This window comes from Ruegeria sp. F11, from assembly GCF_056533855.1.
In genome coordinates this window covers 1-24,154 of sequence record NZ_JBQFOW010000026.1, presented here as the reverse complement: position 1 = coordinate 24,154, position 24,154 = coordinate 1, and the positions used below count along the sequence as shown (strand labels likewise).

Here is a 24,154-nt window from a genome sequence, read left to right as displayed (position 1 = left end):
AGCCCGCCAGCGCCCGAAACCATCATACCAATGGATCGCAGGCCGACGATGCACTAACAATCAATTTGGACCAGTCAGATGAGGCTGCTCATACCGGCGCAAGACCGTGCCGTTTGAGACGGTCCAGAAGGATGGCAAAGCCGTGGTCGAAGCTGGCCGCGTGCAGCTTGACCGGCGCGAACTGTCGCGCATCCACGACCCGAGCCATCCGATGGCAGATGAAAGCGGGCACTATCTCGGCTCGAATGTCGATCTGATGATCGAGATCGCCGACGCGCGCGAGGCCCAGCGCAGTTACGAGGCCAACCTCAAAATGTTCGACCAGACCCGGCAGATGTCGTCGTCGCTGATGGATTTACTTCGCAAATAAAGGACAGCCAGAATGGATACCCGATCACTCACCGCCGCGCAGAACTACGCGGTTGCGCGCCCGGCCACCCAGGCCAACCCCGACCACGCCGGGATGGCGCAGGGGCTGCGGTCAACGTTTCAGGATTTCGCCGCCACGCTGAAACACAGCGAGCAGATGGCCCAGACCGCGATGACCGGTCAGGCCGATCCGCACGCGCTGGTGCAGGCGCTGGCGCAGACGGAGCTGGCAGTGGAAACCGCCGTGATCGTACGTAACAAGGTGGTCGAGGCCTATCAGGAAATCCTGCGGATGCCGGTCTGATTTGATGCTCAGCGAAGGTCTGTTCTACGACATCGTGCGCCAGGCGCTGTGGGTCGCGGTGATCACCTCGGTCCCGATTCTGGCGGTGGCACTGATCTCGGGCCTGATCGTGGGCCTGTTTCAGGCGCTGACCTCGGTGCAGGAGATGACGCTGACCTTCGTGCCCAAGCTGATCGCCATCGTGATCGTGTTCTGGATTTCGATGGGCTTCATGACCCAGACCCTCGTTACGTTTTTCACCGGAACACTGGTTCCGCTCATCGCAGGAGGCCGTTGATGGACACCGCCTATACCACCCTGTCCCGTCAATCCGGGCTGATGAATGAAATGCGGCTGGTGGCGAACAACATCGCAAATGCCAGTACCACCGGATACCGCCAGCAGGGGCTGGTGTTTTCCGAGTTCATTCAGGACATGCCGAACACGCCCTCCCTGTCCATGAGTCGGGCTGAGGTGCGCAACACCTCGATGCAGCAAGGTGTGCTGACCGAGACCGGAGGCCAGTTCGACTTTGCCATCGAAGGCGACGGGTTCTTCATGGTCGAAACCCCGGACGGCAACCGCCTGACGCGCGCGGGCAGCTTCACGCCCAATGCGCAGGGCGATCTTGTGGCGATGGACGGTGCGCGCGCGTTGGACAGCAACGGTGCCCCGGTGTTCATCCCGCCCGATGCGGCGTCGATTGATGTGGGCAGCGACGGCACGCTCAGCGTGAACGGGCAGGCGGTGGGCCAGATCGGCGTCTACCGCGTTGCTGAACCGGGGGATTTGGTGCGCGAAGGGAACACGCGGTTTCGTCCCGGCGGCGATGTTGAGCCGGTCCAGGAACCGGTCGTTGTGCACCGCTTTCTAGAAGGCTCCAACGTGAATGCCATCGGGCAGGTGTCGCGGCTGATCGAAATTCAGCGCGCCTATGAGCTGGGCCAGAGCTTCCTTGAAACCGAAGACGAGCGGGTGCGGGCCGCCTTCAAAGCGCTGATGCGCTGAAACAGGAGAATTTCACATGCGTGCATTGAAGATCGCAGCGACGGGCATGACTGCGCAGCAGATGCGGGTCGAGACAATCTCGAACAACCTCGCCAACATGAACACCACCGGCTACAACGCCCGCCGGGCCGAGTTCGTCGATCTGCACTATCAGCAGATGGCGCGGGCCGGGACAGTGAATGCCTCGGACGGGACAGTGCTGCCCACGGGCATTCAACTGGGCCTCGGCGTGCGCCCCTCTGCCGTGACGGTGCAATTGGCACAGGGCGGGCTTTCGGCCACCGGAAGCGACCTGGACGTCGCCATCGAAGGGCGGGGCTATCTTGAGGTGACGCTGCCCAGCGGCCAGTCCGCCTTCACGCGGGACGGCAGCCTGAAACGGTCGGCGGAAGGGCTGATCGTCACCTCGGACGGGTTCGCGGTCGCGCCCGAGATCACCATCCCCGACGACGCGCGCTCGATTTCCATTAACGCCGAAGGCGAGGTCTATGCCTATTTCGATGACACCCCCGAGGGACAGTTGCTGGGTGAATTCACGCTGGCCAGTTTCTCGAACGCCAAAGGGCTCGAGGCGATTGGCAGCAACCTGTTCAAGGAAACCGAAGCCTCCGGCGCGCCGGTGCCGAGCGTACCGGGCGAGGACGGGCTGGGAACTTTGCGGCAGGGCTATCTCGAAGACAGTTCGGTCGATGCCGTGCGCGAAGTGACCGAACTGATCGAGGCGCAGCGGGGATATGAAATGAACGCCCGCGTCATCTCGGCCGTCGATCAGATGATGAGCGCAACGACACAGGTGCGCTGATGCGGTTGATGGTGTTACTGACGACCCTGTTTGCGCCTGCGATGGCCCTTGCTGACATCGTGGTGCCAACCCGGACCATCCGCGCGAAAGAGGTCATCTCGGCCGCGGATCTGGAAACCAAAGCCGGAGATTTCCCGGGGGCCGTGACCCGGCCCGATGCGCTGATCGGGCAGGAGGCCCGCGTGGCCTTGTATGCTGGTCGCCCCATTCGCGACACAGACATAGGGGCACCCGCCATCGTGGACCGCAACGATCTGGTTCTGCTCGTTTTCAATCGCCGGCCGCTCTCCATCACCACCGATGGCCGGGCCTTGGGGCGCGGGGCTGCCGGGGACAGAATTCGCGTCATGAATCTGTCCTCGCGCACAACTGTCACCGGGCGCATTCGGCCCGACGGAAAGATCGAGGTACACTAATGTCCGGACTAGCAAGAACGCTGCTGTTAACCGTCTTGGCGGTATCCGCCTGTGGCCGGTTCGACCACCTTGGAAAACCGCCCAGCCTGACGCCAAACGACCAGTCGCCCGAGCAGGTTGCGATGCTATGGCCAGGGCTGCCCCTGCATACCCAACCGCAGCGCGCCGTTGACGGATCGTCGCTTTGGAGCGGCGGCCAACAATCGCTGCTGGGGGATCAGCGGGCCATCAAGAAGGGCGATATCCTGACGGTCGTGATCGAACTGGATGAGAAGGCCGAGATTTCCAACAACACCAACCGGTCCCGGTCCGCCTCTGAAAGCCTTGAGGTTCCCAGCCTGTTCGGCCTGCCGCAGCGGGTTCAGGACAAGCTGCCAGATGGCGCGTCGCTCGACGAGGCAGTCTCGGTCGAATCGGACGCTTCAACCTCGGGGCGCGGCTCGGTCCGGCGCAATGAGAAACTGACCCTGCGCGTGGCGGCGACCGTTCTGGACGTATTGCCGAACGGTGTTCTGTCGATTTCCGGCTCGCAGGAGCTGCGCGTCAATTTCGAACTGAGAGAACTGCTGGTCACCGGCTATGTCCGCCCACAGGATATCTCACGCCAGAACGAAATCACTTATGACAAAATTGCTTCGGCACGGGTGTCTTATGGCGGGCGCGGGCAGATCACGGATGTGCAGCAGCCGCGATACGGCCAGCAGATCCTCGATTCCCTTTTGCCCTTCTGAGGTGCTGAAATGTTGAAGATCGTGATGCCTGTCGTGTTTTTGTGCGCCGGACTGGGAATAGGCGTGGGCGCCGGAGTTTTCCTGGCCCCTGCGGACACGCCCGAGGATGTGGCTGGGGCGAAGGAGCAACCCAAGAAGGCCAAAGACAAAAAGGCCAGCGCCGGGCCAAAATCCAAGGACAAAAAGGACGGCAAGGGAGAATACGAATACCTGAAGCTGACCAAGCAGTTCGTGATTCCGGTGATCGAGGACGATCAGATTTCGGCCATGGTCACGATGTCGCTGAGCCTGGCGGTGAAACCGGCGGCGACCGAGAGGTTCTATGCCATCGAACCCAAACTGCGCGACAGCTTCCTTCAGGTTCTCTTTGACCATGCAAATACCGGCGGGTTTGACGGGGCCTTCACCCAATCCGGTAATCTGGATGTCCTGCGCAAAAGCCTGTTTGAGGTGGCGCATAAGGATCTGGGCGATGACGTGTCTCAGGTGCTTATCATGAGCATCAATCGTCAGGACACCTGATCCCCCGCGTCCCGATCACGCCGTCACCCTGTCTGCTTTTTGACCTGCGCACGGCGGAGGTTATGTTTTTGCGCCTCAAGCAGGCCTTCGACGGCCTGTTTGCGACCAAATGCGTGCCGCAGTTCCGCAAGCGCCTCAATCTTGCGGGCCCGCAATCGGGCCAGATCGGTGGTGAGGTGTCGGCGCGTCGCGGCTTCCCATCCGTTCCAAAGGATATCCGTGCCCGTCACCCGATAGCCCTCGGCCCCGGCACTGTCGGTGCGCACCATTTGAAGCTGCGTGTCCAGCCGGGCCAGATCCTGCCGCAGTTTGGCTTCGGCCTCGAGCACCGGGCGCAGGGCTTGGTGTTTTTGCTGAAACACAGCCTCGGTCACCATCGCGAGATTTACCACTCTTGCTCGGTTCATCGGATTTGTCCTTTGGCCCGTTTCTGCATCGCTTCGGCAAACCGGATCGCCGCGGCGACCGGGCGGTAGAGGTTTTCGGGCACCTCCTGCCCGATCTCGACCGTAGCGTACAGCGCCCGTGCGGTCGGGGGATCGGAATGGGTCGGAACGGCAGCCTCTGCGGCAGCGGACCGGATCGCTGCCGCCACTTCGTCCACGCCCTTGGCGACACAGACCGGGGCGGTTCCGGCTGCCCGCGACCATTTCAAAGCAACCGCAAAGTGGGTCGGGTTCACGATCACCACATCCGCCTTTGGCACATCGGCCATCATCTGATTGGTGGCAATGTCCTGCGCCCGTTGCCGCCGCTGCTGTTTCACGTGCGGATCGCCTTCGGCATCTTTGGCCTCATCCTGGATTTCTTTGCGTGACATCCGGTTCTTGCGCATGTGCTCGGCTTGCTGCCAAAGGTAATCGACCACGCCGATGGCCAGCGCGACGGTGATCACGATGAAGAGAAAGCGAAACAGTAGATTCATCATCAACAGGATGGATGACCCGGCAGGGGCAGCGCTGGCCGACAGGATCTCGGTCAGATTGGCGTTCAGAAACAGCGCAAGGCAGGTGCCGTAGATCACCAGCTTGAAGAAGCTCTTGGCAAACTCGAACAGACCGCCGCGCCCGAACTTGTTCTTGGCGTTGGACACGAGGGAGATGCGCGACAGCTTCGGTTTCAGTTTATTGGGCGCAAAGATCAGGGCGCGCTGGGCGATCAGGATCAGCAAAACGGCGGCCATCGGCAGGGCAAACAGAAGGGCCACGGGCACGAGGGCTCCGGTCAGCATACCGGCGACCGGCGCGGCGGCCGGCCCCGAGGACAGCAGTTGCGCAATCGCGTCGGACTGGTCGATCAACACAACGAACAGGGTGCCGAGGCGATCCGCCACATAGTCGCCGGCAGCAAGCAGGGCGATCAGAAGACCGGAATAGGCGGCCACGGCGGACAGGTCGTTGGATTTGGCCACCTCACCCTTTTCGCGGGCTTTCTGCAGTTTCTGCGGGGTGGGTTCAAAGGACTTGTCGCTGTCGTCATCCGCGGCGGTCATTATCGACCTCCGGTCGGGTTCAGGAGGAAGGCGAACAGGACGTCCGACCAGACCGACAGGATCAGCGGCGCACCGGCAAACAGCAGAAACAGGCCCGCAAAGGTGATCGCCGGGGCCCCGACAAAAGCCACCATCAGCTGCGGCATGGCCCGGTTGATCACCCCCAGCGCCAGATTATAGATCAACGAGGCGATCACCAACGGCATCGCAAGCGCGAAGGCCAGCCCGAAACTGTAGGAAATCCGCTGCACACCCCATTGCGACAGATCCGCCGCTGCCGGGGCCAGCCCCATAGGAAACAGGGAATAGCTATGGATCAGGAATTGCGCCGCGCGGATATGCAGCCCCATCAGCGCGGCCAGCGCCAGACCTGCGATCGTCAGTAGATACCCCATGGCCGGAACCGGATCGACCGCCGCGCCGCCCAGAATCTGGGAAAGCGATGTCGATTGCGCAGCGATGGACCCCGCCGTTTGCAGCGCGAGAACAAACAGCCGCAACCCCATGCCAAGGGCCATCCCGATCAGGACTTCGGTTCCGACCAGCCGCACCATCGGCAGCAATCCGGGCGCGAACGCAGGGGGAGAAATCGCCGGGACCACGATCAGGGTAAAGGCCAAGGCAATTCCCAGCTTGACCCGCACCGGGATGCTGCGCTCACCAAAGGCGGGCAGCAAGGACACCAGTGCCGACACCCTCAGAAACACGGCGAAGGCGTGCCAGAGCCCTGCGCCCAGTTGCGACAGCAATTCGGGCGGCAGGGCGATCATGCGGGGACCGTTCCGACAAGGGCCGGTCGCGCCTCGAGCCCGATTTCCTCGAAGGAAAGGACCGGGTTTGCAACACCGCGCGCTTGCATGATCATGCGCAGCATGCGGCGGCGGCGGGTCGAGGTGACGACCGCCGGAAACAACCCGTGATCGGCTGATCGGCTGACGCTTTCGACCACGCCATCCGCCAGCTTGTTGAACAGGTTCGGCGGCAGGGCCACATCGACCCCGGCGGTCTGGGTGTCAATCTGGTAGGCGGCAAACGTATCCTCCCACTCAGGCGCAAGCTGGATCAAGGGGATCGACCCGTCCTCGCGCTTCATGTCGGCAACCAGTTGAAAGCCCAGGCGCTGCCGGACCAGTTCGCAGATGCCTTCGGGCTGGGTGGTGGTCAGCCGCGCCTCGGCCATGCTTTCAAGGATCAGCGCCATGTTGCGGATCGAGACACGTTCGTCCAGCAACAGGCGCAGCACGGCGTGCAGCGTGTCGATGGGAACCTTGTCGGGGATCAGCTCATCCAACAGCTTGCGGTTCGCCTCGGCCCGGACCGGATCGCTGAGGCGGGTCATTTCCGATAACAAGCGGCGCAGGGATTTCAGGGTCAGCAGGCGCGAGAAATTCTGTTTGATGATCTCAAGCAGATGGGTCGCCAGGATTTCCGGCGGCGAGACGATGGTGGCACCGTTCAGCGTCGCCTCTTCCTGATCCTTGGGCAGAATCCACCGGGCGGGCGCGCCGTAGACGGGTTCGGTGACGTCATTGCCATCGGGCAGAAGGTCCGCGCCGTCCTGCACCAGCGCCAACACAAGATCCGGGTTCAGAACGCCGCGCGCCTGTTCGATGCCCTGCACCTTGATCACATAAGTGCCGGTGGGCAGGTCTGCGCGGTCGGTCAGACGGATCTCGGGCAGGATCAGGCCAAAGCTCGAGGCGACATAGGTGCGCATATTGGCGATCCGGGCGTCCAGACCGGTGCCGGGGTTCAGAACCATGCTGACCAGATCGGGGGCGAATTCCAGATGCACATCGTCAAGGTCGAGGATGTCGCCGATGGCCTGCGAGACGGGCGCGTCGGCCTCGGCCGGTGGTTTCAGAGCGTCAGCCTGAGCCGATCTTTGGTTTTTGTGCACATTGTAGGCGGCATAGCCCAGAACACCCGCCCCCAGAATAAAGGGCAGGAACGGCAGGCCAGGCACCAGTGCGAAGAGCACCATCAGCACCGCCACAGTCCCCAGCGCCGCCGGGTGCCGACCGAGTTGCGAGAAGATGGCGCTGTCCGTTGCACCTTCCGTGCCGCCCCGCGCCAGCAAGAGGGCCGAGGCGATTGAGATGATCACTGCCGGAATCTGCGACACCAGCCCGTCGCCGACGGTAAGGATCGCATAGGTCTCAAACGCGGACGCAACCGGCATGCCATGCACGATCACACCCATGACCAGACCCATCACAAGGTTCAGCAGGGTGATCAGCAGCCCGGCAACCGCATCCCCTTTGACAAACTTCGAGGCACCGTCGAGCGAGCCGAAAAACGTCGTCTCCTGCTGTTCACGCTCGCGCCGTTCCTTGGCCTGTTGGTGGTCGATGGCCCCTGCGGACATGTCGCTGTCGATGGCAAGCTGTTTGCCGGGCATCCCGTCCAGTGCGAAGCGCGCGCCGACCTCGGCCATGCGGGCGGCACCCTTGGTGATGACCATGAAGTTGACAATCAGCAGCACGCCAAACACCACCAGGCCCAGGAAGATGCTGCCGCCCATGACGAAACTGGCAAAACCCTCGATCACGTCCCCGGCGGCGCTTGGCCCCGTATGACCTTGACCTATGATCAGTTTGGTCGAGGACACGTTCAGCGACAGGCGCAGCATCAGCGAGGCCAGCAAGATGGTCGGAAAGGATGAGAAATCCAGCGGCCGTTCGATGAACAGGGTCAGGGTGAAGATCAGGATCGCCAGCGCGAAGGAGGCCGCCAGCCCCACATCCAGCACCCAGGCGGGCATCGGTAGGATCATCATCACAATGACCGTCATCAGCGCCAGCGCCAGCAAAACGGTGGGCGAAAACAGGGACCGGGCGTCGATCTTGGGCACGCTGAGCTCCTAATTAAGGGCGATGAAGGCGGTGGCCGTTCCAGCGGCAGGCATCAGAGAACCCAACGACCCGCCTTGGGTGTGTGTGGTTTGCAGCGGGATCAAAGGGGCTGCGGCGCTGACAAAAGGATCGCGCGGCGCAGATGCGGTTTGCCGTGTGGAAGTGTCGTCCAACTGCGCCAGTACCGTTTGGAACCGACCTTCATAGGCTTGCGCAAGGCTGTCGGTGCGCGAGTGATAGGCCCCGGCGGCAGCGGGCCATGAACCAAGCTCGGCATATAGATCGTTCAGGAAGCGGGCGGCATAGGTGGCGTTTTCCTCGGGGTCGAACATGGCGTCGATGGAACGGAAGGCCTTGCCGTGCCAGCGGTAATTGATCTGAAAGCAGCCGATATCGAAACTGCGCTTCCCCGTTTTGAAAATCCGGAAGACATAGGATTTGGCCTCGACCTCGGATTTGAACCAATAGCCTTGCCCTTCGACATTGATGGTCCAGGGCCAGGGCGTCAGGCGGTCATTCTGCACCCGCCCGGTTTCCACCCGCGAGATCGCGCGCAGCACGTCCAGCGGCACCCCCTCGCGCGCGGCGGCGCGGCGGGCTGCGTGATCGCATATGTCGCCGGTTCGCGCATCGGGCAGGGCAATGACCGCCTGCGCGGCAAGCACAAGCATCAGGGAAACAAAAACGGTCTTGCGATAGGGCATTCTGCCGGTCCGGGATTCTGATCAATCCGGGCCAAGCTAGCCAGTTATGGGTTTACAGAGGGTTAGCGCCGCTTATCTCCGGTCAATCCGCCGACCAAAAACCACGCTGGTATTGGTGCGCAGCACGCCGGGGATTTTGGCCAGATCGTCGACCAGAATGTCCAGATCCTCGATCCGGGGGGCCTCGGCGGACAGAAGCAGGTCAAACTCACCATTGATCGACAGGCAGCGTTTGACCTCGGGGTAGGTTTCCAGCCGCTTGATGATGCGGGTGGTTTCCTTTTGCTGCACCTCCAGCAGGACCACGACCTGAACCTTTGGGACATCTTCGGAACTGTTGAGAATGACCTTGTAGCCTGCGATCAGGCCGCGGTCTTCCATCCGTTTGATGCGTTCATGCACCGTGGTCCGGGCCACGCCCAGTTTTGCGGCGATTTTCGTTGTCGACTCGCGGGCGTTGTGTTGCAGGGCGGCGATGATGCGGCGGTCAAGCTGGTCCATGAGGTCTCCGGCACGGGGTCGCTCTGGTGTAAGGCAGATGGGCGCCGGGGCTCAAGGCTTGTGCGCGGCCTGCGCCGTCTCTGACCGGGGCCAGAGCGCCAGCGCGGCCACCAGCCCCAGAACCGCAGCGCTTGTCATGCCTGCCAGCGCCACGGTTGCGCCGAACCGGGTCATCAGCCATCCGGCCAGCGGGTAGAGCAGCAGCCAGCAGGCATGCGACAGCGTGAACTGGGCGGCAAATACCGCCGGGCGATCCTCGGGCCGGGCCGAGCGGGTCAGCAGGCGGCCCGATGGCGTCACCGTCATCGCATAGCCAAAGCCCGCGCAGGCCCAGAGTGCGGTCAGCAGGGGCAGGGACAAGGGGGTAATGCCGCTCAGAAGCGCGGCGGTGGCCATCGTTGCGGTTCCCATGGTCGCCCCGGCCAGCATGACCCGGCGATCTTCGACCCGGTCCAGCAGCGGCGGCAGGGCAAAGGCCGCCGCCATCGATCCGCCGCCAAACCCGGCCAGCGCAATCGCCACGGCGCTTTCGGGCAGGCCCAGATTGGCGCGGACGAGGACCACGGTATTGACGATCACCATCGCGCTGAGCGCTGCAGCAGACCAGTAAAGCGCAAGCAGCCCGCGCAGGCGCGTTGTGGACAGATAGATGCGAAGGCCGCGCGTTGTGCGGTCATAGACCCCCCTCCGCGCGGTCGCCTTGGGCGATGGCAATGTGACAGACACGACCAGAACCGCCGAGGCGAGGAAGCCAAGGCCGGTTCCCAGAAACAGCGTGTCGAAGCTGACAAACACCAGCAAAGCCGCCGCCAGCATCGGACTGAGCAGGCTTTCCAGATCATAAGCCAGCCGCGACAGGGACAGAGCGCGGGTATAGTCATGCTCATCCGTCAGAACATCCGGGATCGTGGCTTGAAACGCAGGCGTGAACCCCGCCGAGGCGGATTGCAGCACGAAGATCAGCACATAGACTTGCCAGATCTCGGTCACGAAGGGCAGACACAGCGCCACGGCGGCGCGCACAATGTCCAGCACCACCAGCATCCTGCGCCGGTCGACCTGTTCGGCAATGGCCGCCGCCAGCGGCGCAACGCCGACATAGGCCACCATCTTGATGGTCAGCGCCGTGCCCAGCACCATCCCCGCCGCATCCCCGGCCAGATCAAAGGCCAGCAGCCCCAGGGCAATCGTGGCCAGCCCCGTCCCGGTCAGCGCAACCACCTGCGCCGCCAGCAAATGGCGGTAGGTTCGGTTCTGCAGAACGCTAAGCATCGCTTACAGGTACTTGGTGATGGTCTTGAAATCGTCGACGCCTGCCCCGTCCGACGACAGACAATGGTCGATGTGGTCGTGGATCAGAACGCGTTTGGCGTTGGTGATCGCCTTTTCCACAGCGAAAAGCTGCTGGGCGATGTCCGGGCAGGGGGCTTGATCCTCGAGCATGGCGATGACTTTGGCCAGATGGCCATGCGCGCGTTTCAGCCGCGCGGTGATCTGAGGGTGGGATTCGTGGGTGTGGTCGCTCATGATATATCCTTATCCCCACCATGGGGATAATGTCAAGTCGACCACCCCTGCGCTGCAGTGCCACAGACAGAGCGTTGAGTTTGGCGGGCAAACCCCCTATCTCGGGGTCGAGACCGCACAAAGGACAAATCCGTGGCGAACCATCTGTATAAAAACGACCTGCCGGACGGGCTGGACCTGGGCCCGGTTGTGGCCATTGATTGCGAAACCATGGGGCTGAACCCGCATCGGGACCGCCTGTGTGTGATCCAGATGTCGGGCGGCGATGGCAACAGCCATATCGTGCAGGTGGAAAAGGGGCAGACCGAGGCCCCGAACCTCTGCGCCATGCTGGAGAACCCGGATGTACTGAAGCTGTTCCATTTTGGCCGGTTCGACATTGCCGCGATGTATCATACCTTTGGCGCGCTGGCGGCACCCGTCTATTGCACCAAGATCGCCAGCCGGCTGGTGCGCACCTATACCGACCGGCATGGGTTGAAGAACCTGTGTCAGGAACTGATCGGCGTCGATATCTCGAAGCAGCAGCAGATGAGCGATTGGGGTGCCGAAATCCTGACCGACGCGCAGTTAGAATATGCTGCCTCAGACGTTCTCTACCTGCACCGTCTGCGCGAGGCTCTGGACGGACGCCTTGCCCGCGAAGGCCGCACCGAGATGGCGCAGGCCTGTTTTGATTTCCTGCCGATGCGTGCGAAACTGGACCTCGCCGGTTGGCCCGAAACGGATATTTTTGCGCACTCATGACCGATACCGAAGCATTCCTGAAAACCGCCCGACAGGTTGTCACTGATGAGGCCCGCGCGCTGGACGTATTGGCCGAGGGGTTGGACGACCATTTTGCCGAGGCCGTGGAGCTAATCCTGCAGGCCACGGGCCGCATCATCATCAGCGGCATCGGCAAATCAGGCCATATCGGCCACAAGATCGCGGCAACGCTGGCCAGCACAGGTACGCCCGCCTATTTCGTGCATCCGGCCGAGGCCAGCCATGGCGATCTGGGCATGGTTTCTAAGGGGGACGTGGTGCTGGCGATTTCGAACTCTGGCGAAGCGCCGGAGCTGATCAACCTGCTGGCCTTTACCCGCCGCTTTGGCATCCCTCTGATCGGTTTGTCCAGCAAGCCGGAAAGCACGCTGATGAAACAGGCCGACGTGCATTTGCTGATCCCGTCTTTGGGCGAAGCCTGCGGGTTCGGCATGGTGCCTTCGATCTCGACCACACTGACGCTGGCGATGGGGGATGCGCTGGCGATTGCGCTGATGAAACATCGCAACTTCAAGCCCGAGGATTTCCGTGCCTACCATCCCGGCGGTAAGCTGGGGGCGCAGCTGTCCACAGTGCGCGACCTGATGCATCAGGACTTGCCTCTGGTCCCCGCAGGCACCCCGATGAGCGAGGCGCTGCTGGTCATGAGCCAGAAAAGCTTTGGGGTCGTCGGCGTCACCGATGAAGCGGGCCGCCTGCTGGGCATCGTAACCGATGGCGACTTGCGCCGGAACATGGATGGCCTGCTGGAAAAACGCACCGATGAGGTGATGACCGAAAACCCTCTGACCATCGCGCCCAATGCCATGGCGGAAGAGGCGGTTGCGATCATGAATGACCGCAAGATCACCTCGCTCTTCGTCGTTGACCCTGAAACACAGGGCCCGGCGCAGGGGCTGCTTCATATTCACGACTGCCTGCGCGTCGGATTGGGCTGAGGGGGCACGCCGGTGGACCGCCATTCCCGATGGGTGCAGTTTCTAAAAGTGGTGTTGCCTCTGGCCGCCATTTTTCTGTTGTCCACCGTCTTCCTTCTGTCGCGCAGCATCGAAACCAACGTCTCGGTGCCCTTCACGCAGAAGGATATAGATGAGCGTCTGGCCGAACAGGTGGTGACCCAGCCCAACTATCGCGGTACCACGCGCAAGGGCGAAGATGTAAGGATCGAGGCTGCGCAGGCTACCCAGGGCGCCAGCGGGTCGATCCCTAAGGCCTCCGAATTCCGGGGGCGCTTCGGGCTGCTTAACGGCGGGGTGATTACCCTGGATTCGAACTCGGGCCTGATCCGGCCTGACAAGGGAACGGCGACCTTTGTGGGCGATGTGGTCATTACCACCACCGACGGCATTCAGGTGACGACCGATTTGCTGAACACCTCGCTCGAGGAAATCCGTGGCGACACGCCGGGTCAGGTGCAGGGCACAGGGGTGATCGGCAATTTCTCTGCCGGGCGTATGACCTTTGGTACGGAAAAAAAGGATGGCCCGGTCCATATTCTTTTTACAGATGGTGTGAAGCTGGTATATGAGCCAGCAAAAGCAGAAAGATAACCCGTGTTCGATTTTCGATGTGTCCTTTTGTGTATCGCCCTGACAGCGGGTTCCGTTTCTGCAAACGCGCAGGAAGCGCAGGTCGCGTTCGGGTCGGTCAAGGCAGATCCCAGCCTGCCGGTCGAGGTGACGTCGGACACGCTGAACGTGAATCAGGAAGACGGGTCCGCTGAATTTGTCGGCAACGTGTTGGTCGTGCAGGGCGAAATGCGCCTGACGGCTGCGCGGGTGCTGGTGATTTACAATCAGGAACGCTCGGCCATCGAACGGATGGAGGCGACCGAGGACGTGGTTCTGGTCAGCCCACCCGACGCGGCCGAGGGCGACTGGGCCGAATACACCATCGATTCCGGTGTGATCGTGATGCGCGGTAACGTGCTGCTGACCCAAGGTCCCAGCGTGATCAGCGGCGATCAGTTGAACGCCAACCTGACAACCGGCACCGCGACGATGACGGGTCGGGTTAAGACGATCCTGCAGCAGGGCAACAACTGATGGCGCGCCCCGCTCTGTCCGTCGCCGAAGGCAACTCGGGTCTCCGGATCGAGAAGCTGCGGAAGTCTTACAAGAAAAAGACGGTGATCCGCGATGTGTCGATGACGCTGAACCGCTCTGAGGTGGTGGCCCTGCTGGGGCCGAATGGATCGGGCAAGACCACGACCTTTTATTCCGTGGCCGGTCTGGTCTTCCCCGAGGCGGGCAGTGTCACAATCGACGGGCAGACGGTCACGACGCTGCCGATGTACCGCCGCGCACGGCTTGGCATCGGCTATCTGCCGCAGGAAATGTCGATCTTTCGCGGCATGAGCGTCGAAGACAACATCTCGGCCGTTCTGGACATCACGGTAAGCCACGTTCACCGCCGTAAAGAGCGGCTGGAAGAACTGCTTTCGGATTTCTCGATCGAGCATCTGCGCCGCGCCCCCGCGCTGGCTTTGTCTGGCGGTGAGCGCCGACGGGTGGAAATCGCGCGCTGTCTGGCTGCGGACCCCAAATACCTGTTGCTGGACGAACCTTTTGCCGGGGTTGATCCGATCAGCGTGGGCGATATTCGCCATCTGGTGGCGGACTTAAAAAAGCGCGGCATCGGCGTTTTGATCACCGATCACAACGTCCGGGAAACGCTGGAGATTGTTGACCGGGCTTACATCCTGCATGACGGGCAGGTTCTGATGTCCGGAACACCGGACGAAGTGGTCGAAAACGAAAACGTGCGGCGCGTCTATCTGGGTGAAAACTTCCGTATTTCATAAGCTTACGCGCGATTGCGCCGGCTGCATGACGGAAATCTGGTATATACACACCTGTTTTGATTGACTCTTCCGTCGTCTCTTGCCTCAATTGGGTCATGGCAATTCTTCGGTTCCAGTCTGGATCTCGATGTCCCTTCTTCGAAGGGCCGGATCAGGGGCAACTGCGGATCACGCCACTATCCCCCACCCGATAAAAACAGGCGCGTTGCGCGACGCAACGTCAGAATGGGTGTGAATTGTGAAGGAGATCACATGCGTTACCAAATCAGCGGAAAACAGATCGACATCGGCGCGGCCCTGCAGACCCACGTGCAGACCGAGCTGGGCGAGGTCGTGGGCAAGTATGCCCAGCGACCGACCGATGCCAATGTCGTCTTTTCCCGTTCAGCGCATGAATATGTATGCGAAACCACCGTGCATCTTTCCACCGGCCTGACGGCACAGGCCAAGGCCCACGCGGTCGAGATTTATGCGGCGTTCGAGGGATGCTGCGACAAGATGGAAACACAACTGCGGCGATACAAGCGCCGCCTGAAGGACCACCACAAGGATCGGTCCGAGCCGGTTGAACTTTTCGGGGCGTCCTCGTATATCCTCGCCTCTGACGAATCGGACACGGCAGACGAACCCGAATCGCTGCAGCCCATGATTGTGGCTGAGATGGAAACGAAGATCCCATCACTCAGCGTCGGTGAAGCCGTGATGCAAATGGAACTTGCCGGTGCGCCGGTGCTGGTGTTCCGAAATGAAAACAAAGACGGGTTGAATGTCGTTTATCGTCGGGAAGACGGTAATATTGGATGGATTGATCCGTAACAGGCAAGGATATCAAGGCGGGTCCCGGCCAGTGCCGGGGCGTCGTCACGGAGCAAGATGATGGAGCTTTCGAGCATACTCAAGCCCGAGGCAGTGCGCGTTTTGTCCGCCGCTTCCAGCAAGAAGCGGCTGTTTCAGGAAATCGGCGAGGTGGCGGCGGCGACCTTGGGTCTGGAGTCGCAATCTGCGGTCGACAGCCTGCTGGAACGCGAAAGCCTGGGACCGACCGGCGTTGGCCACGGCGTTGCCCTGCCGCATGCGCGGTTGACCGAGATCGAGGCGGTCTCGGGCGTTTTTGTGATGCTGGAAAAGCCGATTGATTTCGGATCGGTTGATCGCCAGCCCGTGGACATCGCCTTTGCCTTGTTTGCACCGGAAGAAGCGGGTGTGGACCACCTGAAAGCGCTGGCGCTGGTGTCGCGGACCCTGCGCGACACGACGGTGTGCTCGAAGCTGCGCGCGAACCCCGATCCGGTCAAGCTCTATGCGATTCTAACCGAAGCGCAGTCAATGCAGGCGGCCTAAAAAAGCCCCCGAAGATCGGGGGCTTTTACCTTTGGCGGATCAGCCGCCGGTTCCCATTTCCAGCGTCCACCAGATTTTCCCGCCGCCTTCCTGATGCCAGGCAAAGCCCATCTGCGTAGCCTTTGGGTCCAGAATGATGGCGCGAGGCCCCGGTTCCTGCATCCAGGCGGCTAGGGTTTCGGTTTCGGTCTCGTAGGTTTCCGAGATCGCCTCGCCCAGGAAAGTGCCGAAATACCCCACCCGCGCGGCCCGGTCGATCGGCGAAGACCCGTCCGACCCGAAATGCCAGGGGCGGTTTTGCCGGGCCATATCCTTGGAATGCGTCGCCGCCGCCGCATTCAGCTGCGAATTCAGTTGTACCGGCTGTAAACCCTGCGCCTGCCGCAGCGCGTTGACCGAATCAAGCATGCGGAACTGCAGCTTTTCCGGGTTGCCCCGAATTTTGTAGACCGTCGGCAGCGGGCGGCCATCTGCACCCAACGATGTGGGCCGGGTATCGGTACATGCCGCAAGCGCGACAAGGCAGGCAAACAGTAAAGAAACGAGACGCGTCATGATCGACCTGATTATTGTATCGCAACCGGGCATAGCGTGCCTGACGGTTCTGAGCAAACGCACAATGGCCACAGACCGCGTGATTCTGTCGGTTTGATTTGCGACTGAAGCATTCTGGCAATAATATGCCTTAGATTTTTCAGTTCGCCATAGCAAAGGACCGGTTGTCATGGTCAAGAAACGCATTCCTCCTTCCACCCGTCGTGGATTCCTGGCCGGTGCGTCGGCCATGCTGGCCTCGCCCGCGATTGCACAGTACATTCCGGGCGATCCCCTGCGCCCCGCGCCCGAGCCGGAACCACCCGTGCGCCGCAATGTGTCGGGCTTCCGCGCGCAGGACTGGCGGCCCTACTTCTCGAACACCAAAAACGGGGCCATTTTGGTCGATACCGTCTCGCGGGCGCTGCATTATTGGTCAGATGACCAAACAATCTACAAACTCTACCCGTCTTCGGTGCCTCTGACCGAGGAAATGACCCGCCGCGGACGCACCAGCGTCATCCGTAAGGTCGAAGGGCCAAGCTGGTCGCCGACGCCGTCGATGAAGAAACGAAACCCGGAATGGCCGGATTATATCCCACCGGGTCCCGATAACCCGTTGGGAACGCACGCTTTGTATCTGAGCTGGAAGTATTATCGCATCCACGGCACCCACGATACGCGCAAAATCGGGCGGCGGTCGTCAAATGGCTGCATCGGCCTGTTCAACGACGACATCGCCGAGCTGTTTTCTATGGCGAAGGTCGGCACGCAAGTGTTGCTAATATGACGACATTTTCGCGCACGAACCCGCTTAGCGGCGAAGTTGCAATTGCAATCTCGCCGCATTGCTGCTTAGAAAAAGTCACGAGGTAAGTCTTAGGTGTGTGGTTCCGGTTATTGGAGCTGCGCAAATTCTGGAGGTTAATATGAAAAAACTCGTTCTCGCCGCTGCACTGACCGCTGCTGCTTCGACCGCTTATGCGGGCAACCTGGAAGAGCCGGTTGTTGAGGCACCTGTTGTTGTTGAAGAAACTCAGGGTTCCTCGCAGGGCATCCTGCTGCCGCTGATCCTGCTGGTCGTTGTGGCCGCAGCCGTCGCAGCAAGCTAATTCGACGAGATTTATCCAGGAAAAAGGCGGTGGAGTTTTCCACCGCCTTTTTTCACGCCTGATTGACAGAGTGGCTCAGCTGAAACGCAGAACGCCTTAGTCCAGCCAGCCGCGCAGATTATCCTCGATTACCTTGCCCAGTGCGGCGATGTGCGAATCATCGTCATTCAGACAGGGAATGTAGGTAAAGCTCTCTCCGCCTGCCTCTTCAAAGCTTTCCTTGATCTCTTCGTTGATCTCTTCCAGCGTCTCGATGCAATCGGCGGAAAAGGCCGGGGCGATCACGGCGATGTTCTTTTTCCCCTGTCGCGCCAGATCGGCCACGTGATCGACGGTATAGGGTTTCAGCCATTCCTCGGGGCCAAAGCGGGACTGGAAGGTTGAGACAAGCTGGTCGTCCGACCAGCCCAAGCGATCCTTCAGCAACCGGGTCGTTTTCGCGCATTGGCAGTGATAGGGATCGCCCTGCTGCAGATAGCGCTCGGGCATGCCGTGGTACGAGCAGACAAGAATGTCGGGCTTCGTCTCCATCGCCGCATAGGCGTTTTCCACCGACCCGGCCAGCGCGTCGATATAGGCCGGTTCATCGAAATAGGCCGGAACGGTGCGGGTTGCCGGTTGCCAGGTTTCCTCCATCAGCGCGCGAAAGAACTGGTCGTTGGCTGTGGCGGTCGTGGCACCGGCGTATTGCGGGTAGAGCGGGAAGAACAGCAGGCGGTCGCAGCCTTCGGCCACCATCTGCCGTACCTTCGATTTGGTCGAGGGGTTGCCGTAGCGCATGCAGAAATCGACCATCACCCGGTCGCCATAGCGCGCCTGCATCGCATCGCGCAGCTTCGCGGTCTGATCCTTGGTGATCGTCATCAGCGGGCTTTCGCCCTTGTCGTGGTTCCAGATCGACTTGTAAGCCTCGCCCGAACTGAAGGGGCGCTTCGACAGGATGATGCCTTGCAGGATCGGCTGCCATTTCCATTTCGGATAGTCGATCACGCGCTGGTCCGACAGGAACTCGTTCAGATAGCGCCGCATCGGCCAGTAAGAGTAATCATCCGGTGTGCCCAGATTGGCCAGCAGAATACCGACGCGCCCCATTTTGACCTTGGGGTGGTCGGCGGGCGCATGCGCTGGGCGGGTGGCGTCAAACATGTGGGCGGTCCTGATTTTGGTTGTTCCGGCCTGAGATAACGGGAAATGCCCGGTCGTCAATCGGGCAGTTTGCCCTCATCCGTGCCAAAGGCTTCGGCCAGGCGCATCCGGGCCGAGCCTGGGCGCAGCGGTTTCGGCTGGCTGTCATCGGGGGACCAGCCGGTCAGGCAGATCAACTCGAAGGTGGCAGGCAGCCGCCCCTCGGGCGTGGCGAAGTGATCGCTGTAGATTTGCTGGGCGCGGTCGAACACGCCTCGGTGGGTCGGTGTTCTGAGACGATTGGACAGGACATTGGTTTCCGCCATGGCGCGCAGATCCTGCATCAGATGGAAGATGTCGCGATATTCCGCCGTCAGCGGGATGGCATCCGCCACGGGCAGGGTCAGCCCGGCGCGTTGCAAAAGGCCGCCCAGATCGCGCAGCTCGCCCATCGGCGCGATGCGGGGGCTCAGGCCGCCCGTGACCTCGATCTCGGCCTGACCCAGTGCTGCGCGCAACTGGTGCAGGGTCTCGCCGCCCAGACAGACGGCGAGCATCAGACCATCCGGTTTCAAGGCCCGGCGGCATTGAATCAACTGGCCCACCGGATCATTGGCCCAGTGCAGCGCCATTGCGTGGATCACCAGATCATGAGCGCCTTCGGTCAGGGGCAGCGTGTCCTCATCCGCCACAATGACGGCATCCTGCAGCACACTCTGCCAGATTTGCGGAAAGGGGGTCACAATCGCGGGCGCTGTAAAGGGTCTGTTAACCAACGACAGCCGATCCTGCACCTCGTCAACAGCGGCGCGGTGCAGGAACAGGGCCTCATCCGTCGCGCGGGCGCGGCGGCGGGTCAGGGTCGCGCGGTCAAACAGAGGGGGTGCAGTGGGTTCAGGCAGTTTCATAGGCCGCAACTACCGCATTTGGCAGCGCGTTCAAAGCGCTGTCGAACTGATCTACCCACCCCGATGCTTAGGCTGCGGGGACCTGACCGACTCTGACTTCGGGCTGTGCGGTTCCTGCTGGCGCGACACGCCCTTCGTCGGGGGCACCGTGTGCGACAGTTGCGGCATGCCGGTACCGGGCGAGGCGGACGGGCACCGGATCGAATGCGATGACTGCCTGAGGACCCCGCGCCCCTGGCGCGATGGGCGCGCGGCGCTGCTGTACAAAGGGCGCGCCAGATCGCTTGTTCTGGCCCTGAAACACGCAGACCGCCCCGAACTGGCCCGCCCCGCCGCACGCTGGATGGCGCAGGCGGGGCGTGAGTTGATTCGGTCCGACATGCTGATCGCCCCGGTGCCGCTGCACTGGTCGCGGCTTATCAAGCGGCGTTACAATCAATCGGCTTTGCTGGCGCACCATCTGGGCCGCGAAACCGGTCTGCAGACCTGCCCCGACCTGCTGGTGCGGCGGGCGCGGACGCCCGTGCTGGACGGCAAAACGGCGGTCGAGCGGGCTCAGACGCTGGCGGGCGTGATTCACCCCCATCCCAAACGGATACACAGGCTGCAGGGGCGGGATGTTCTGCTGGTGGACGACGTCATGACCTCGGGCGCGACCTTGGCCGCCTGTGCGCGGGCCTGCACGGATGCGGGGGCAAATCATATTTTCGTGTTGGTACTGGCACGCGTTGCCAAGGATGCCTAATTCGCGGAAGATCACGCGAAACCCGAAGGGACGGAATATGAAACCGGTAGAAATCTACACCTCTCCGCTATGCGGATATTGCCACGCGGCCAAACGGCTGCTGAAACAGAAAGGCGTCGAGTACAAAGAGATCGACGTATTCCTGCACCCCAAACGCAAACCCGAAATGATCAAGCGCGCAGGCGGCAAACGCACCGTGCCGCAAATCTTCATCGGCCCGGATCACGTTGGCGGCTGCGATGAGCTGTATGAGCTGGACCGTCAGGGCAAGCTGGACCGTCTGCTGGCGGCCTGATGAAAACGGCGCTGCTGCAGATCACCTCGTCGGACGACCCGCCTGAAAATCTGGACATGGTGCGCGCCCTGATGGCCGATGCGGCGGATCAGGGAGCGCGGTTCATTCTGACGCCCGAGGTGACGAATTGCGTCTCAACTTCGACCACGCGGCAGCGCGCAGTTCTGCAGCATGAAGAAGACGACATCACACTGGCGGGCCTGCGGGAACAGGCCGCCGCGCTGGGTGTGTGGCTGCTGATCGGGTCGCTGGCGATCAAGACCCACGACGCCGATGGGCGCTTTGCCAACCGGTCCTTCATGATCAACCCGCAGGGGCAGATCGTGGCGCGCTATGACAAGATCCATATGTTCGACGTGCAGGTCACCGAGACCGAGACCTTCCGCGAATCGAAAAACTACCGCCCCGGCGACCGGGCCGTGATTGCGCAGACCGATTTTGGCAAGGTTGGTCTGACCATCTGTTACGATATCCGCTTTCCGCATCTCTACGCCGCGCTGGCGCAGGCGGGTGCGCAGATCTTGACCGTCCCGGCGGCGTTTTCGCCCGTGACCGGCGCGGCGCATTGGCAATCTCTGCTACGCGCGCGGGCGATTGAGACCGGTTGTTGGGTGCTGGCCCCCGCCCAGACTGGAGAGCACCCTAAAACGCGCGGCAAAACACGCTACACCCACGGTCACAGCATGGTTGTCGCCCCGTGGGGAGAGGTGCTGATCGACGCAGGTACCGATCCGGGCATTCACATTTTCGATTTGGATGATAGTTCTGTGACAGAGGCGCGCCGCCGCGTGCCCTCATTGCAGCACGTGCGGCCCTTTGACGGGCCCTGATCCAGAACCGGACTTATGACGGACGAGAAAAATGCCCTTGCGGTCACGCTGTTCAGCGAGATCCTGACCGCTGACCAACTGCTGCGCAACCGGCTGAGCCGGGTGCTGCCCAAGGGCATGGAAATCTCGCATTTCTCGGTGCTGAACCACCTTGTGTATGTGGGCGACGAGCGCACCCCGGCGCAACTGGCCAGCACCTTCCACGTCACGCGCGGAGCAATGACCAACACCTTGGCCAAGCTGGAATGGGCCGGATACATCCACATCCGCCCCGACTGGGACGACGCCCGCCGCAAAATGGTCGCCATCAGCCCCGCCGGTCGGCGGGCGCGGGATCAGGCGATTTCGTCGATCACACCGCTGATCAATCGGGTGGTCGGGGAATTGGGGCTTGAGCGCGTGCGCAGTGCATTGCCGGTGCTCAGGGATTTGCGCCGTCAGTTGGAAGGCGACTAAGCAGAGCCCGCCTTCACACTTGCCGTCACATAATTCACGCTCAAATCCCGGTCCGAGATCGACCAGCTCCACAGGATCGGGTTGAACACGAAGCCCTTGCGGTCCACCGGCTCCAGCCCGGCTTGGCGCAGCAGGTCGAACAGCTCATCCGGCGTGATGAACTTGTTCCATTCATGCGTGCCGCGCGGGAGCCAGCGCATGACGACCTCGGCCCCGAAAATGGCCATCGCATAGGATTTCGGGTTGCGGTTGATGGTGGAACACACTTGTAGCCCGCCGGGTTTCAGCAATTGTTGTGTCGCGGTGAGATAGCCGAGGGGGTCAGCCACATGCTCGACCACCTCCATGTTCAGCACCACGTCGAACTGCTCGCCAGCGGCGGCCATGTCCTCGGCGGTGGTGTGGCGATAGTCGATCTGCAGCCCCGATTGTTCGGCATGGATGCGCGCGACGGGCAAGTTGCGCTCGGCGGCGTCGGCGCCGACCACCTCGGCCCCAAGGCGGGCCATAGGTTCGCTCAGCAGCCCGCCGCCGCAACCGATGTCCAGCAGGCGCAGGCCCTCGAACGGGCGCGAAACGGTCAGATCGCGGTCAAATTCCCCGGCGATCTGCTGGGTGATGTAATCCAGACGGCAGGGGTTCAGCATGTGCAGCGGCTTGAATTTTCCGTGAGGATCCCACCATTCGGCGGCCATCGCCTCGAATTTTGCGATCTCGGACGGGTCCACCGTGTTCGGATGCGCTTGCATTCCTGTCTCCGTATGCTCTTTTACGTTTTAAGCACTATATAGGGCCATAATGGACAAGTACCCGGACCAAAAGCGCGCAGTTCAATATCTTTACCCGCCGATCGACCCGTTCGATCAGCGCATGGTGGATGTGGGCGACGGGCATCGCATCTATATGGAACAATGCGGCAATCCGGACGGGGTACCGGTGGTGATCCTGCATGGCGGTCCGGGCGGCGGTTGCAGCCCCGCGATGCGGCGCTATTTCGACCCCGAGGTTTACCGGGTGATTCTGTTTGACCAGCGCGGATGCGGCAGATCGCGCCCTCATGCGGCGGTCGAGGACAACACCACGTGGCATCTGGTCGCCGATATCGAACGGCTGCGGACCTTGCTGGATATTGAGGACTGGATTGTGTTCGGCGGAAGTTGGGGCGCGACGCTGGCGCTGATCTACGCGCAAACCCATCCCGACCGCGTCAACCGTCTGGTTCTGCGCGGTGTCTTCCTGATGACGCAGGCCGAGTTGGACTGGTTCTATGGCGGGGGCGCGGGCAAGTTCTGGCCCGAGCAATGGTCGAAATTCATCGCCCTGCTGACCGAGGACGAACTGTCCGACACCATTCGCGCCTATAACAAACGGCTATTCTCAGGAGATCGCGCGACCGAGATCCTCTATGCGCGGGCGTGGTCCAGTTGGGAAAACGCGCTGGCCTCGATCCATTCCAGCGGATCGACCGGGGAAAGCCCCGGCGAATATGCGCGGGCTTTTGCGCGTCTCGAGAATCACTATTTCATCAACGGCGGTTTCCTTGAGAAAGACGGCCAGATTCTGGATCGGATGGACAAGATCGCCCATATCCCCGGCCATATCGTGCAGGGGCGCTACGACATGATCTGCCCGCCGCAGGCCGCCTGGGCCTTGTCGGAACGCTGGCCCAATGCGGAACTGAAGATGGTGCGCAACGCAGGTCATGCGCTGTCCGAGCCGGGCATCAGCGCGGAACTGGTGCGGATCATGGACCGCGTGGCCGAGGGCGTGGCATGACCCGCATGGACCGCCGTGCCCTGTTCGCCTCGGGTGCCGCTGCTGCGCTGCTGGCGGCGACGGGCGCGTCGTTGGCGGATACTCCGAAAACGGGTGGCGTGCTGCGTTTGGCCGTGCCGCGCGATGACAGTCTGGAACAGGTCGCGCGCGGTGCGGTGTTCGATACGCTGACCGAGATTGCCCCCGACGGGACCCTGCGCGGCGAACTGGCGACCGGCTGGGACACCGATGCCAACGCGCGGGTCTGGACC

General features: G+C 61.7%; 33 protein-coding genes and 2 pseudogenes. 23 read left to right on the top strand and 12 right to left on the bottom strand.

Annotation, left to right across the window (positions count from 1 at the left end):
• Positions 1 to 91 precede the first annotated feature (91 nt).
• The 8 genes and pseudogenes from ACR0NJ_RS20640 to ACR0NJ_RS20605 form a co-directional block, all read left to right on the top strand.
• Positions 92 to 370, top strand: a pseudogene (locus ACR0NJ_RS20640) (flagellar basal body rod C-terminal domain-containing protein); the annotation flags it as partial.
• Positions 371 to 382: 12 nt separating this feature from the next.
• The gene (fliE, locus tag ACR0NJ_RS20635) at positions 383 to 673 is read left to right on the top strand and encodes a flagellar hook-basal body complex protein FliE (protein ID WP_480818971.1); all 291 of its coding nucleotides are present in this window, start codon (positions 383 to 385) and stop codon (positions 671 to 673) included.
• 4 nt (positions 674 to 677) lie between these two features.
• On the top strand, positions 678 to 950 hold the full coding sequence (locus tag ACR0NJ_RS20630) for a flagellar biosynthetic protein FliQ (protein WP_480818970.1): 273 nt from the start codon (positions 678 to 680) through the stop codon (positions 948 to 950).
• Positions 950 to 1,660 carry a flagellar hook-basal body complex protein gene (locus tag ACR0NJ_RS20625; RefSeq protein WP_480818969.1) on the top strand — a complete coding sequence of 237 codons (711 nt, stop codon included), beginning with the start codon at positions 950 to 952 and terminating at the stop codon, positions 1,658 to 1,660. The genes ACR0NJ_RS20630 and ACR0NJ_RS20625 overlap by 1 nt, the downstream gene beginning before the upstream one ends.
• Positions 1,661 to 1,676: 16 nt before the next feature.
• Positions 1,677 to 2,462, top strand: coding sequence for a flagellar basal-body rod protein FlgG (gene flgG / locus ACR0NJ_RS20620; protein ID WP_480818968.1), 786 nt, complete (start codon positions 1,677 to 1,679; stop codon positions 2,460 to 2,462).
• On the top strand, positions 2,462 to 2,878 hold the full coding sequence (gene flgA / locus ACR0NJ_RS20615) for a flagellar basal body P-ring formation chaperone FlgA (protein WP_480818967.1): 417 nt from the start codon (positions 2,462 to 2,464) through the stop codon (positions 2,876 to 2,878). Before flgG ends, flgA begins: the two co-directional genes overlap by 1 nt.
• The gene (flgH, locus tag ACR0NJ_RS20610; RefSeq protein WP_480818966.1) at positions 2,878 to 3,609 is read left to right on the top strand and encodes a flagellar basal body L-ring protein FlgH; all 732 of its coding nucleotides are present in this window, start codon (positions 2,878 to 2,880) and stop codon (positions 3,607 to 3,609) included. The genes flgA and flgH overlap by 1 nt, the downstream gene beginning before the upstream one ends.
• 9 nt (positions 3,610 to 3,618) lie before the next feature.
• Positions 3,619 to 4,131, top strand: coding sequence for a flagellar basal body-associated protein FliL (locus ACR0NJ_RS20605; RefSeq protein WP_480818965.1), 513 nt, complete (start codon positions 3,619 to 3,621; stop codon positions 4,129 to 4,131).
• Between the two features lie 23 nt (positions 4,132 to 4,154).
• On the opposite strand, the gene ACR0NJ_RS20600 is transcribed toward ACR0NJ_RS20605, so the two are convergent.
• From ACR0NJ_RS20600 to ACR0NJ_RS20565, 8 genes are all read right to left on the bottom strand, one after another.
• Positions 4,155 to 4,538 carry a hypothetical protein gene (locus ACR0NJ_RS20600; RefSeq protein WP_480818964.1) on the bottom strand — a complete coding sequence of 128 codons (384 nt, stop codon included), beginning with the start codon at positions 4,536 to 4,538 and terminating at the stop codon, positions 4,155 to 4,157.
• The gene (gene flhB, locus ACR0NJ_RS20595; RefSeq protein ID WP_480818963.1) at positions 4,535 to 5,623 is read right to left on the bottom strand and encodes a flagellar type III secretion system protein FlhB; all 1,089 of its coding nucleotides are present in this window, start codon (positions 5,621 to 5,623) and stop codon (positions 4,535 to 4,537) included. The genes ACR0NJ_RS20600 and flhB overlap by 4 nt, the downstream gene beginning before the upstream one ends.
• On the bottom strand, positions 5,623 to 6,393 hold the full coding sequence (locus ACR0NJ_RS20590; RefSeq protein WP_480818962.1) for a flagellar biosynthetic protein FliR: 771 nt from the start codon (positions 6,391 to 6,393) through the stop codon (positions 5,623 to 5,625). The genes flhB and ACR0NJ_RS20590 overlap by 1 nt, the downstream gene beginning before the upstream one ends.
• A complete protein-coding gene (gene flhA / locus ACR0NJ_RS20585) occupies positions 6,390 to 8,477 on the bottom strand; it encodes a flagellar biosynthesis protein FlhA (RefSeq protein ID WP_480818961.1) in 2,088 nt (695 codons plus the stop codon). Before flhA ends, ACR0NJ_RS20590 begins: the two co-directional genes overlap by 4 nt.
• A 9-nt stretch (positions 8,478 to 8,486) precedes the next feature.
• Positions 8,487 to 9,182 (bottom strand): transglycosylase SLT domain-containing protein, encoded by a 696-nt coding sequence (locus ACR0NJ_RS20580; RefSeq protein ID WP_480818960.1) that lies wholly within the window; start codon positions 9,180 to 9,182, stop codon positions 8,487 to 8,489.
• 72 nt (positions 9,183 to 9,254) lie between these two features.
• The gene (locus ACR0NJ_RS20575) at positions 9,255 to 9,683 is read right to left on the bottom strand and encodes an Lrp/AsnC family transcriptional regulator (protein WP_480818959.1); all 429 of its coding nucleotides are present in this window, start codon (positions 9,681 to 9,683) and stop codon (positions 9,255 to 9,257) included.
• 51 nt (positions 9,684 to 9,734) lie between these two features.
• Positions 9,735 to 10,955, bottom strand: a complete 1,221-nt coding sequence (locus ACR0NJ_RS20570; RefSeq protein ID WP_480818958.1) for an MFS transporter — start codon at positions 10,953 to 10,955, stop codon at positions 9,735 to 9,737.
• Positions 10,956 to 10,958: 3 nt separating this feature from the next.
• On the bottom strand, positions 10,959 to 11,210 hold the full coding sequence (locus tag ACR0NJ_RS20565; protein WP_480818957.1) for a metal-sensing transcriptional repressor: 252 nt from the start codon (positions 11,208 to 11,210) through the stop codon (positions 10,959 to 10,961).
• A 132-nt stretch (positions 11,211 to 11,342) separates the two neighbouring features.
• On the opposite strand from ACR0NJ_RS20565, the gene ACR0NJ_RS20560 reads away from it, so the two are divergent.
• From ACR0NJ_RS20560 to ACR0NJ_RS20530, 7 genes are all read left to right on the top strand, one after another.
• Complete coding sequence (locus ACR0NJ_RS20560; RefSeq protein WP_480818956.1) at positions 11,343 to 11,957, top strand: ribonuclease D; 615 nt, start codon at positions 11,343 to 11,345, stop codon at positions 11,955 to 11,957.
• Positions 11,954 to 12,916, top strand: coding sequence for a KpsF/GutQ family sugar-phosphate isomerase (locus ACR0NJ_RS20555; RefSeq protein WP_480818955.1), 963 nt, complete (start codon positions 11,954 to 11,956; stop codon positions 12,914 to 12,916). Before ACR0NJ_RS20560 ends, ACR0NJ_RS20555 begins: the two co-directional genes overlap by 4 nt.
• Before the next feature lie 12 nt (positions 12,917 to 12,928).
• Positions 12,929 to 13,528, top strand: a complete 600-nt coding sequence (locus ACR0NJ_RS20550; protein WP_480818954.1) for an LPS export ABC transporter periplasmic protein LptC — start codon at positions 12,929 to 12,931, stop codon at positions 13,526 to 13,528.
• A gap of 3 nt (positions 13,529 to 13,531) precedes the next feature.
• On the top strand, positions 13,532 to 14,023 hold the full coding sequence (locus ACR0NJ_RS20545; RefSeq protein ID WP_480818953.1) for an LptA/OstA family protein: 492 nt from the start codon (positions 13,532 to 13,534) through the stop codon (positions 14,021 to 14,023).
• Complete coding sequence (lptB, locus tag ACR0NJ_RS20540; protein ID WP_480818952.1) at positions 14,023 to 14,781, top strand: LPS export ABC transporter ATP-binding protein; 759 nt, start codon at positions 14,023 to 14,025, stop codon at positions 14,779 to 14,781. The genes ACR0NJ_RS20545 and lptB overlap by 1 nt, the downstream gene beginning before the upstream one ends.
• Before the next feature lie 252 nt (positions 14,782 to 15,033).
• A complete protein-coding gene (hpf, locus tag ACR0NJ_RS20535) occupies positions 15,034 to 15,597 on the top strand; it encodes a ribosome hibernation-promoting factor, HPF/YfiA family (protein ID WP_480818951.1) in 564 nt (187 codons plus the stop codon).
• 60 nt (positions 15,598 to 15,657) lie between these two features.
• The gene (locus ACR0NJ_RS20530; protein WP_480818950.1) at positions 15,658 to 16,122 is read left to right on the top strand and encodes a PTS sugar transporter subunit IIA; all 465 of its coding nucleotides are present in this window, start codon (positions 15,658 to 15,660) and stop codon (positions 16,120 to 16,122) included.
• Positions 16,123 to 16,161: 39 nt separating this feature from the next.
• Here ACR0NJ_RS20530 and dalA read toward each other — a convergent pair whose 3' ends face one another.
• A complete protein-coding gene (dalA, locus tag ACR0NJ_RS20525; protein WP_480818949.1) occupies positions 16,162 to 16,677 on the bottom strand; it encodes a divisome-associated lipoprotein DalA in 516 nt (171 codons plus the stop codon).
• 169 nt (positions 16,678 to 16,846) lie between these two features.
• Here dalA and ACR0NJ_RS20520 point away from each other — a divergent pair, with 169 nt between their 5' ends.
• Complete coding sequence (locus ACR0NJ_RS20520) at positions 16,847 to 17,446, top strand: L,D-transpeptidase (RefSeq protein WP_480818948.1); 600 nt, start codon at positions 16,847 to 16,849, stop codon at positions 17,444 to 17,446.
• 139 nt (positions 17,447 to 17,585) lie between these two features.
• Positions 17,586 to 17,768 carry a hypothetical protein gene (locus ACR0NJ_RS20515; RefSeq protein ID WP_117870963.1) on the top strand — a complete coding sequence of 61 codons (183 nt, stop codon included), beginning with the start codon at positions 17,586 to 17,588 and terminating at the stop codon, positions 17,766 to 17,768.
• A 96-nt stretch (positions 17,769 to 17,864) separates the two neighbouring features.
• On the opposite strand, the gene hemH is transcribed toward ACR0NJ_RS20515, so the two are convergent.
• Positions 17,865 to 18,914: a ferrochelatase gene (hemH, locus tag ACR0NJ_RS20510; RefSeq protein ID WP_480818947.1), complete on the bottom strand. Its 1,050-nt coding sequence runs from the start codon at positions 18,912 to 18,914 to the stop codon at positions 17,865 to 17,867.
• A 56-nt stretch (positions 18,915 to 18,970) separates the two neighbouring features.
• Positions 18,971 to 19,801: a methyltransferase domain-containing protein gene (locus ACR0NJ_RS20505; protein ID WP_480818946.1), complete on the bottom strand. Its 831-nt coding sequence runs from the start codon at positions 19,799 to 19,801 to the stop codon at positions 18,971 to 18,973.
• Here ACR0NJ_RS20505 and ACR0NJ_RS20500 point away from each other — a divergent pair.
• Genes ACR0NJ_RS20500 through ACR0NJ_RS20485 form a run of 4 tightly spaced genes read left to right on the top strand, consistent with a single transcriptional unit; the run spans position 19,782 to position 22,127 of the window.
• On the top strand, positions 19,782 to 20,546 hold the full coding sequence (locus ACR0NJ_RS20500; RefSeq protein ID WP_480818945.1) for a double zinc ribbon domain-containing protein: 765 nt from the start codon (positions 19,782 to 19,784) through the stop codon (positions 20,544 to 20,546). The two genes, ACR0NJ_RS20505 and ACR0NJ_RS20500, sit on opposite strands and share 20 nt — an antisense overlap.
• A 37-nt stretch (positions 20,547 to 20,583) precedes the next feature.
• Complete coding sequence (grxC, locus tag ACR0NJ_RS20495; RefSeq protein ID WP_480818944.1) at positions 20,584 to 20,841, top strand: glutaredoxin 3; 258 nt, start codon at positions 20,584 to 20,586, stop codon at positions 20,839 to 20,841.
• Positions 20,841 to 21,671: a carbon-nitrogen hydrolase family protein gene (locus ACR0NJ_RS20490; protein ID WP_480818943.1), complete on the top strand. Its 831-nt coding sequence runs from the start codon at positions 20,841 to 20,843 to the stop codon at positions 21,669 to 21,671. Before grxC ends, ACR0NJ_RS20490 begins: the two co-directional genes overlap by 1 nt.
• A 15-nt stretch (positions 21,672 to 21,686) precedes the next feature.
• Positions 21,687 to 22,127, top strand: a complete 441-nt coding sequence (locus ACR0NJ_RS20485; RefSeq protein ID WP_480818942.1) for a MarR family winged helix-turn-helix transcriptional regulator — start codon at positions 21,687 to 21,689, stop codon at positions 22,125 to 22,127.
• Here ACR0NJ_RS20485 and ubiG read toward each other — a convergent pair.
• Positions 22,124 to 22,876 carry a bifunctional 2-polyprenyl-6-hydroxyphenol methylase/3-demethylubiquinol 3-O-methyltransferase UbiG gene (ubiG, locus tag ACR0NJ_RS20480; protein WP_480818941.1) on the bottom strand — a complete coding sequence of 251 codons (753 nt, stop codon included), beginning with the start codon at positions 22,874 to 22,876 and terminating at the stop codon, positions 22,124 to 22,126. The genes ACR0NJ_RS20485 and ubiG overlap by 4 nt on opposite strands.
• A gap of 49 nt (positions 22,877 to 22,925) precedes the next feature.
• On the opposite strand from ubiG, the gene pip reads away from it, so the two are divergent.
• On the top strand, positions 22,926 to 23,903 hold the full coding sequence (gene pip, locus ACR0NJ_RS20475; protein WP_480818940.1) for a prolyl aminopeptidase: 978 nt from the start codon (positions 22,926 to 22,928) through the stop codon (positions 23,901 to 23,903).
• Positions 23,900 to 24,154, top strand: a pseudogene (locus ACR0NJ_RS20470) (ABC transporter substrate-binding protein); the annotation flags it as partial. The gene pip and the pseudogene ACR0NJ_RS20470, both read left to right, overlap by 4 nt.